The sequence below is a fragment of the Streptomyces fulvoviolaceus genome (assembly GCF_000718165.1).
Taxonomy (GTDB): domain Bacteria; phylum Actinomycetota; class Actinomycetes; order Streptomycetales; family Streptomycetaceae; genus Streptomyces; species Streptomyces fulvoviolaceus.
In genome coordinates this window covers 288,421-297,328 of sequence record NZ_JOEY01000024.1, presented here as the reverse complement: position 1 = coordinate 297,328, position 8,908 = coordinate 288,421, and the positions used below count along the sequence as shown (strand labels likewise).

General features: G+C 67.4%; 8 protein-coding genes and 1 pseudogene. 6 read left to right on the top strand and 3 right to left on the bottom strand.

What is annotated here, in order from left to right; all coding sequences use genetic code 11:
- Positions 1 to 477: 477 nt before the first annotated feature.
- Positions 478 to 888 (bottom strand): annotated as a pseudogene (locus IG08_RS0126340) (XdhC family protein); the annotation flags it as partial.
- On the opposite strand from IG08_RS0126340, the gene IG08_RS0126335 reads away from it, so the two are divergent.
- Together IG08_RS0126335 and IG08_RS0126330 are read left to right on the top strand one after the other, a co-directional pair.
- Positions 803 to 1,201: a molybdopterin cofactor-binding domain-containing protein gene (locus tag IG08_RS0126335; RefSeq protein ID WP_338060170.1), complete on the top strand. Its 399-nt coding sequence runs from the start codon at positions 803 to 805 to the stop codon at positions 1,199 to 1,201. The pseudogene IG08_RS0126340 and the gene IG08_RS0126335 overlap by 86 nt on opposite strands.
- Positions 1,202 to 1,958: 757 nt before the next feature.
- Complete coding sequence (locus tag IG08_RS0126330; protein ID WP_052424886.1) at positions 1,959 to 2,312, top strand: hypothetical protein; 354 nt, start codon at positions 1,959 to 1,961, stop codon at positions 2,310 to 2,312.
- Positions 2,313 to 2,340: 28 nt separating this feature from the next.
- Here the strand turns inward: IG08_RS0126330 and IG08_RS62850 are convergent, their stop codons facing one another.
- Positions 2,341 to 2,916 carry a hypothetical protein gene (locus IG08_RS62850; RefSeq protein ID WP_338060169.1) on the bottom strand — a complete coding sequence of 192 codons (576 nt, stop codon included), beginning with the start codon at positions 2,914 to 2,916 and terminating at the stop codon, positions 2,341 to 2,343.
- A 632-nt stretch (positions 2,917 to 3,548) separates the two neighbouring features.
- On the opposite strand from IG08_RS62850, the gene IG08_RS0126320 reads away from it, so the two are divergent.
- The 4 genes from IG08_RS0126320 (at position 3,549) to IG08_RS0126305 (ending at position 6,888) form a co-directional block, all read left to right on the top strand.
- Complete coding sequence (locus IG08_RS0126320) at positions 3,549 to 3,812, top strand: helix-turn-helix transcriptional regulator (protein WP_030607119.1); 264 nt, start codon at positions 3,549 to 3,551, stop codon at positions 3,810 to 3,812.
- Between the two features lie 160 nt (positions 3,813 to 3,972).
- Positions 3,973 to 4,860, top strand: a complete 888-nt coding sequence (locus IG08_RS0126315) for a DUF6083 domain-containing protein (RefSeq protein ID WP_030607116.1) — start codon at positions 3,973 to 3,975, stop codon at positions 4,858 to 4,860.
- Positions 4,857 to 5,345 carry a hypothetical protein gene (locus tag IG08_RS0126310; RefSeq protein ID WP_030607113.1) on the top strand — a complete coding sequence of 163 codons (489 nt, stop codon included), beginning with the start codon at positions 4,857 to 4,859 and terminating at the stop codon, positions 5,343 to 5,345. The genes IG08_RS0126315 and IG08_RS0126310 overlap by 4 nt, the downstream gene beginning before the upstream one ends.
- A gap of 73 nt (positions 5,346 to 5,418) precedes the next feature.
- Entirely contained in the window at positions 5,419 to 6,888 is a 1,470-nt protein-coding gene (locus IG08_RS0126305) for a UvrD-helicase domain-containing protein (protein WP_030607109.1), read from the top strand.
- Between the two features lie 189 nt (positions 6,889 to 7,077).
- Here IG08_RS0126305 and IG08_RS57415 read toward each other — a convergent pair whose 3' ends face one another.
- Positions 7,078 to 8,811: a hypothetical protein gene (locus IG08_RS57415; protein WP_234342977.1), complete on the bottom strand. Its 1,734-nt coding sequence runs from the start codon at positions 8,809 to 8,811 to the stop codon at positions 7,078 to 7,080.
- Positions 8,812 to 8,908: the final 97 nt, after the last annotated feature.

The following is an 8,908-nucleotide window of genomic DNA, read 5'->3' as shown; positions in this document are numbered from 1 at the left end:
GTCGATCCCACTCCGCGTTCGTCAGGTCACCACGTCCCATGCAGCCAGCCTGACCCCAACACCCCACCCACGTAAGGGGATCCGAGAAACAGCGCCTAGCACCAATGCCGGGACTCTGCTGGTGATGTTGGGCAGGTCATGCGGTGGCTGAGCACAGAGTGCGGAAGTGCGTGGCCCGGCGTCGTGTTCTGGGTGCACCGTCCGCACAGCAGCCCCGGCTACCGCAGTCCTGCCGAATACGAGACCGCACTCGCAGCCTTACCACCACACCAAACGGTGTCCGTCAAAGCGGAACACGCTCAGAGGTGCTGCGTGCTCAGGTACAGATGCGCCGGGTGACGGAGACCGGTGAGCCGACCGTCGGCTGTGAGCATATGGGCCGTACGCGGTCGGATCCGTACCGGGACCGCCCGCACCCGATGTCGTTCGTGCGCTTCGACGACGGCCTCGTCGAGCGCTGCGGGTGCTACTTGGTGGCTACGACGCGGCAGTCCGGTGGATCGGGCCGTCCGTGATGCGTAGCGGACGTCCCGGCGCGCAGGTGCGGGCGGCGATGGAGATGACGGTCTCCTCCGGGGTGGTCGCGCCGATGTCGAGACCGATGGGCGAGTGCAGCCGGGCCAGTTGGGCGTCCGTCAGGCCGGTCGCCCGGAGGGCCTCCCGGCGCTGGGCGTGGGTGCGGTGTGAGCCCATGGCGCCGACGTAGGCGGGGGGCAGTTTCAGGGCCAGTTCCAGCAGGGGCAGGTCGAACTTGGCGTCGTGGGTGAGGACGCACACGACGGTACGTTCGTCCGCGGCGCCGGTGTCGGCCAGGGCGGCCAGGTGTCGGTATGGCCAGTCGACGATCACCTCGTCGGCGTCGGGGAAGCGTTCCCGGGTGGTGAAGATCACCAACAACTTCGCGCAGGCCCGCCTGATCAACCAGCACCTGGCGTTCGCCGGGAACACCGAGGGCGGCCTAGTGCGGCTCGGCGAGGACGGCACGGTCTTCGCGGTCACCGGCGGCGTCGCCTTCGGGCAGGGCCACGAGACGACGGTCGCCCAGGTCGTGGCCGATCTGCTGGGCCTCAGATACGAGGACATCACCGTGCACCGGGGCAGCGACTCCGCGCTGTCGGCGCAGACCGGCTTCTCCGGCTCGTATGCCTACGCCTGGGTGAGCAACTCCGTCGCCCACTTCGCCGGACACCGCACAACCTGACACACAGGCGGGTGGGGACCGGTTGCGCCGCTCCACCAGGGACCGCCGCAACCGGGCCCCACCCGCCCTCTCACCCGACCAGCACAGACGGCCTCACCACCCAAGAGTCACCTGCCACTACCAGGCCACCCGCTGCACTGACGGCGGTGGCACAGCCGTGCATCGGATAAGCCGCCACAACGCTGTTGGGATCCCGTCCGGCTGGACCCGCTCACCCGGGCACCAATTTCAGACACGTTTTCCGACAGATCCCCCTCGCCCACATGACCCTGGTGGCGTACGTGACGGGCTATGTCGCCTACTTCACCGACGCCAACCGCGATCCGGGCGCCTGGGGCACCCCACCACTGATCGTCGGCGCAAACCTTGCCATCACGCTCTTCTGCGCCCCTGTCACGTGCCGGGCCTGCCGGTCCTGTGGTTCGCCCCGCTCGTTCCCATGGTGGGCAACATCGCCAGCGGCGTCCTGTACAGCCATGCTGTACACGCCGATGCCGGCTCCATGGGCGCTGCGGCGACGTGACGCTCGGTGTTCGTACCCGGCGGGATCGCTTTGGTCCTCGCCACCCGAACCTGGTTCGGGCACAACCGCCTCGCGCCCTCGCTCCGCTGGCTGACCAGCCCGTACGGCAGGGTGCGAGCGGGGCGCACCTCCGTATGAGCGTGGGTCTGAGGCCGGAGGTCTGAGGCCGGAACGAGTCTGCGGACTCCCTGGCCGTGTCCCATTCGGACGACATCTACAGGGATAATCGACGCCATGTTCGAGATCGGCCCCGACTCCGACACAGCGGCGGTGTACCGGGCGAGATTCGCCCGGCGCTTGCCCGTCAGTCTCAGTGAACTGACCGGGCCCGAGCACGGCCTGGTCGAGTTGCCCCTGCACGTGGCCTGGTCAGGGCTGCGCGTCTTGGACCTGGACCGGCCCCGTCAGCGCATGAGCCTGTACCGGACCGTGCTCACCGAAGGCATGCGCGACGACCTGTGCCGCTTCCTCAGCCGCGATGTACTCCTGGACCTGTGGCCGACCATGTACCCCCTCATCGGACGTGCTGTCAGGGAGGTCTGGGAGGAGGCATTTCCCGAACTCCGGGCCGCCAGGGCGTCCGTATAGGGATACACGTTCTGGTTACCGAGCGCCGCTAAAGGCCGCCAACGCACTGTGCTGCTTGGGTCCATCGCAGATCTCCGGAGTCCGGACACACGTTCCAGGACGCAAGGAGGCCTGCCGTCGTCAGCTGGTCGAGTACGTCGGGCAGAGCAGACGGGTCCAGACCGCAGTCGCGAGCCATCCGGTCCGCCTCGGTGAGCCCGTTGCCGGCCCCGTGGGGCGTGTACGCCGCAAGGCATACGGCGGCCAGTTGCGGGAGCGGTCCGCCTGCGGCGACGCGGGTAGGTCGAGCCGCGCGCAGGACCCAGTCAGCGGCACGCCTGCGGTCGGGGCGGGCCGGGGACTGGGTGAGCAGCGCGGCGTCGAACAGCCGGGCAGCTACTGTCGCGGTGTCGCCCTCCGGCGTTGCTGGGATTCTGCTCAGCCACCGCACCCGCTCCAGCTCCTGCCACGGCTCTGAGCAGTGGCCCAGACGAAGTCCGCGCAGGATCCCTGTCGGAAGTTGAACGTTCGCTGCGGCGTCCATCCGCAAGGCGCACTGCAGCGCGACGAGCCGGGCGGCGGCTCCCGTGTCGGCCGGCAAGGCAGCGGCGAGATAGCTGAGCATCTCCCGCACCCGGGTCTGTTCGCCCGGCCCACGAGGCTGCCGTCCGCGTCTACGGCGCGAAGCTGCGGATGGCCACGGCGTAGCCGCCGACAGGATCGTGTCGGGTACGACGGCGGACTGATCCGTGGCCGCGGCGCAGGCGGTGCAGGAATCGGCGAGCCGCCAGACCCGTCCTCCTCGTTCACGGGCCAGGAGCAGCCGGATGGGGCCGGCACAGCCGCGGTGGCGGGGATGCCAGCAGCAGCCGCGTTCGTGGCATTGGCAGGTACGCATGTGTACCGGGAGCACATCGCAGCGAGCGTGCCGGGCAAGGTGAGCCAAGGCCGCCGAGCGTGCGGACGCAGCGGCGAGGGGGCTGCCGTTCTGGGGGCAGTGCTGGCATACGAGTACCGGCCCGCCGGCCTGCGGACGCAGTTCCACGATCCAGGTGCGCCGCACCGCGGGACACCTTGTGCGCACCCTCATCAGGCCCGTACTCCTCCCATCGCGTGTTTCGCGCCGACACCCGCCAAAGGGTGGGGCGACGGCACACGGTAGTGCAGACATCTGCCCTTCCGCTCTGACCTCCACCTGCAGAAATAGGGCAGAGGTCTGCACTGACAGGGCAGGGGTCTGCACCGTCGGATGGTGGGGTGACGATCTTGCCGCCCGACCCGGACCTCGACGCGCTGCGCCTGGAGCTCGCGCGCCTGCGGGCGGCACGGGGGTGGACGTACGACGAGCTCGCCGCCCGCACCGGCCTGGCGAGACGCACACTCATCGAGATCGAGCAGGGCCGCACGGTCGGCACCCTGAAGACCTGGCACGCTCTCGCCCATGCGCTGAACACCCCACTCGACGTGCTCTTCGCCAACCTGTGCCGCGGACATGAGCCGCCCGGGCAGACCAACGACTGACCTCCCGCCGGAGCGCTCTTCGTCGACCACCCGAAACGGGGACGACGATGCGAACGCGTGAGCGTCTGTTCGTACGTCAGTCGCCCTCAATGCGGCCGGCCGAGGGACATCACGGCGCCGACGCATCGGGTACGGCGTGTTGGCTGGCAGGTTCGCCCGCATGCGCTCCACACCCCCACCTCCCGGACGCCGCTGGGACGGCAGCCTCACCGCCGGCCATCCACGGCGCTCCCTGCGCGTCGCCCCCAATGGCGTCAGCCGGCTGCTGCGCTGCGGCCAGACCGGCCGATGCCGCGACTGCGGCAACCGGATCGAGTGGTATCACCGGACCGACCGTCAGCCCGTCCGCCTTCATCCCCACGAGCTGCCGACCGCGCGCGTGCCCGCCGCCTGTCGCTGGCACGTCAGCTCCGGCGTCGCCTATCCGGCAGCCGACGGCACAAGCTGGTGCCGCCTGCCGCACGCGGCGGTGTGCCCTGCCCGCGACGCCTCGCCAGTAATGCCCGAACTGGTCGCGCTCCGCCGCGCCCTGGCCCTCAACACCCGCCGTCTGCTCGACACCGGTGCCTTCACCCCGCCCGGTGCGCCCTCCGGTGCCGAGGCAGCGGCTTCGACCGTCTGCCGCCCTGCCCGCCCCATCGTGCAGCTCCTCTACATCCGCTACCTCGCCGCCCGTCCCATCGACGAGATCCAGTGCGTCGCTCAGGCCCGACGGCGCCATCGCTGCAGCAACCCGCTGCTCACTCCCGATGCCCCCAGCGGCACCTGGGCCCTGGTGCCCGCCACGCGGGCGCACGGCCAACTCGCCCTCCCCACCGAGGTCATGGCCGTGTACGACCTTTCCGGCCTGCCGTACGCGGAGCAGTTGCGCTGGCGGGCCCAGCGCTGCCCGCAGCACTCGGTAACGCCTTCGGCCGCGGACATGGCGGTCCCCGACTGGGAACCCTTCGACCCACTCGTTCACCACGAACACATCCACACCCGGCTGCCGACACGCGTCCTACGCCCCGGTCCTACCGCTCGATCCCGCAAAGAGGCCTGGAGATGACAGCGCACCACGCGATCGAGATCGTCCTGACGCGACCCGCCACCATGGACGAACTCCGCCGTGCCCACAGCGCCGCACGGCTGGCCGCCAACGCCGACCGCACCCGGCTGCTGGCACTGCAGCGGGCCAAGAGTCCAGGCCGTGCACTGCGGGCGCTTCGCCGCCAGCTTGACGCCCTTTTGCCCATCGACGTCCTGACCAGCCACTACCCGGACCAGTACGGTCAGGTCCTGCTGAACCTCACCCTCAGCAACACAGCCCGCACCGCCATCCGCCGGGCCGCAGCCACCCGAGGCCAACGCCCCCAGGACTTCCTCAGCAACAGCGTGGCCGCGGCCGTCGCCCGTCACGAACAACAACGCCGTCGACATCTGACGGCTCAACTCGAAGGACTACTCGCTCACCACTCCCCTGAAGAAGTGCTGACGTGCGCGGCCGGCGCCCTTCTCGGCCGACGCCACTACCGCGAACCACCGAAGCGATAGCCCTCCGCAGAGGCTCCCCCGCGGAGTCACCGTGAACGCCAAGCCACTCATCAACCCTTCCGCGGAGCCCTTGTTGCCCACTCCAACTGATGAACAGGTCGAGGCCGCCGACGTTTTCCACGCAGGTCATCATCTTGTCCTGCAAGCCGGCGCCGGCACCGGCAAGACCACGACCCTCGTCCAGCTCGCCGAAGGAACCAAGCGACGCGGCCGCTACCTCGCCTTCAACAAGGACATCGCCTCCGACGCCTCTACCCGCTTCCCCCGTGCCGTGCTGTGCAAGACCGCCCACGCGACGGCATACGCCGCTGTCGGCCACCGCTACGTCCGCCGCCTGAACAGCCCACGCCAACCCGGCTGGAAGATCGGCCAGGCCCTGGGCATCACCCGGGCCATTCGGATCGGCGACCGCGAAGTCGGGCACAGGACGCTGTCCAACACAGCGCTTCGCACGGTCTCCCGTTTCTGCCACTCCGCCGACCGCACGCTGGCCCGACACCACGTACCACCGCTACGCGGCCTGGGAACAACGGCCCAGCATGCCCAACTCGCCGAAGAGGTACTGCCGTTCGCCGTCAAAGCCTGGGCCGACCTGCACAACCCCGATGACGGCATCGTCCGCTTCGAACACGACCACTATCTGAAGATGTGGGCCCTGACGAAACCGAGGATCGACACGGACTTCCTCTTCCTCGACGAAGCTCAGGACACGAACCCGGTCCTGGAGCAGGTCTTCGCCGGGCAGCGCGATCACGCCCAGCTCGTCATGGTCGGCGACTCTGCCCAGGCCATCTACGGCTGGCGCGGTGCACGCGACGTGATGACCGGTTTCGACGCCACGCACCTCACGCTGACCCAATCATTCCGCTTCGGCCCTCTCCTCGCCGAGCAGGCCAACCGTTGGCTCGAACTCGCGGATGCCCCCATCCGTCTGACCGGCAGCCAGACCATCCCCACCACAGTCGGCGACATCGCCCACCCGGACGCGGTCCTCTGCCGCACGAACATCGGCGCCATGACCGAGGTCATGAACCTGCTCGCCGGAGGTCACCGCGTCGCCCTGACCCGTGGAGGACACACATTGCAGGCGCTGGCGCTCGCAGCCCGCCACCTCAAGGAAGGCCGCCGTACCAGCCACCCAGAACTGGTCTTGTTCTCTTCGTGGGGCGAACTGCAGGACTACGCCGCTTACGATCCCGCCGGCGGCGACCTCCAGCCCTTCGTCGACCTCGTCGACACTCATGGACCCGACGCCATCCTCTCCGCGGTCGACGAACTCACCGACGAAGAGCACGCCGACGTCACCGTCTCCACCGCCCATAAGGCCAAAGGCCGCGAATGGTCCGCTGTCAAAATCGCCGACGACTTTCCCCCGCCCAAGGACACCGACCAACACGACGCCAAGGGCCGCCCGATCCCAGAACCGATCAGCGACACGGACGCCCGCCTCGCCTACGTCGCCGTCACCCGCGCCCGTCACCAGCTCGACCTCGGCGGCTTGTCGTGGATCGACACGTACCCCGTCACGTTGGCAACGACATGACCTCATGCGTTAGAGACCACCCTGCTTCGGACGGCTCAAGTCCCGCAAGAAGTGTCGAAAGGCGCCGCCCACATCCCTGTCCAGGCGGCCCCGGCGAGGCGGGGTTGCAGCGGCGCAAAAACGCATGGACCACAAGGTTTTTCTGGGCGCGGCGGCATGTCGCGTCGGCGGCAGTGACTGAGCGAAAAATCACTTTTGCAGAGGACGGCGTCCGCACGGTCGCCGGGAGACGCCCTCACGTTCCAGGATGTTGCGCACCGTGGCGCGGCACATGCCTGTTGCGCCCGCGATGTCCTGGAGCGACTCCTCAAGGTGGGTATAGCGGTGGATGACTTCCTGGGTCAGGCGCTCATATTGCCGTTTCGGCGCCCTTGAGCGAATCTCAACCCCCATCTGCCGCAGCTCTTTGGCGATGGCTGGGTGGCTTCCTCCGACCATCCGACCGATATCGCTGATCGAGTGACCGGCCAGATACAACTGGCGCCATTTCTCATTACGGTCTTCTAAGATCTCCCGTCGACTGAGCGGGTGCCTGTCTATGATGCAGCGAATGTGTGCCGCGCTGGTGTTCAGCACGTTCGCGACTGCTGAGGCACTGAGACCGCCGGCCAAGATGACGTCATGGACCTTCGAATGGTGGATGCTCTCGAGCAGGACGCCTGGGAGATTTACTGGGGCCGGCATCTCCACCGGAAAGGCGGGTTCCCATGACAGAGGTTCTACAATCGATTCTTCGGACAGTAACTGTCGGCAGCGCCGGGTAAGTTCATCGACCTCGAATGGGTGCAAATCAAATGTGAACTGAGGGTACTTCTTAGGCTTGTCGTCCCGATTCCGGATAGGTGCTACTCGCATCAAACGCACAGGGTTGCCGGTGAGGCGTTGGTAGATCCAACGGTTGGCATGATGCACGTGCGATGGTGGTACCGGGTACGTGCGGCCCGACCTCCGTTCGATCTCTAGCCAGTCTTCTGGGGTGACGAACTCGGCTCGCTGCCCGAACACTTTTCGACGTCGTGCATAGTTGATCGGGGAGCCTTCGTGATCGAGCAGGTTCGCCAACAGAGTCAGGGCACGGAGGATTTCCACCCCGGCCTCGTGTGTGTGCAGCGTCTCCAGCGTGCGGGACAGGGTCTTCGGGGGAAGGTTGTTGCCGAGCAGTTTCTGTGCTTGTGACAGGTTGATCCATGCTCCGACCTGCAACGTGCTTACTGCGAGAGCCTGTTGGACCGTGCTCCAGCGCAGATTCCCACGGCAGGTGCTCGGCATGAGCCGCAGCGTCCAGGTGTCCCACAAGCTCACCGGTGTCTTCTGGGCCCGGGCTAGCGGCAGTTGCAGCCCCTTGGCCGGGCGCTGGGGGCGTCCTGTGGTGGTGCGGTAGTGCAGTCGCACAGCTCGACGTCCTTGGCTGCGGTGTACGGCGCTCAGAACCATGGCGACAAGGTCGGGGGACGCCTCCGCGCTCCACTTCTCAATGTCACAGTGCGCGACACCCCCTCCTTTCGCTTCCAGCCGGTCGGTGAGCCACGCGATGCGGTCGACGACATCTTGCGGGTCTGTACGACTCAGGCCGTCCAAGGCCGCTGCCAAGGCGATCCCAGTTGCTGCAGCGTCGGTCGGGGCCACCCACGCCCCTCGGGTGTGCGCTTCTCGGCGTCCGCGGTAGGTGGTGAGTGGCGCTTGGCGATACGCGTTGCAGCGGTGCACAAGGTCGTCGGCTCCCCAGCGTGCGAGGTCGTCGTCGTGCGCGAGCGCCAACACACGTGAAGCGAAAGTCCTCAGGTCCGCCAGAACCTGCGAGATAGCGACAGATGTGCTGCCATAGAGGCCCTCGAAGTCCGTCGTCGTCAAAGGATCATTTTCGATCAGTTCGGTCAGCTGTTGCTGCGCAAGCAGAATGGGGCTGTCGACAGCCAGCGGCACAGCTACTGCTTCACAGAGGTCTTGTTGGCAACGGTCTAGGGGAAAATCCTTGGATTTTGTGGGACAGACCCCTAAAACAGGCGTGGTTCCGGTGTAG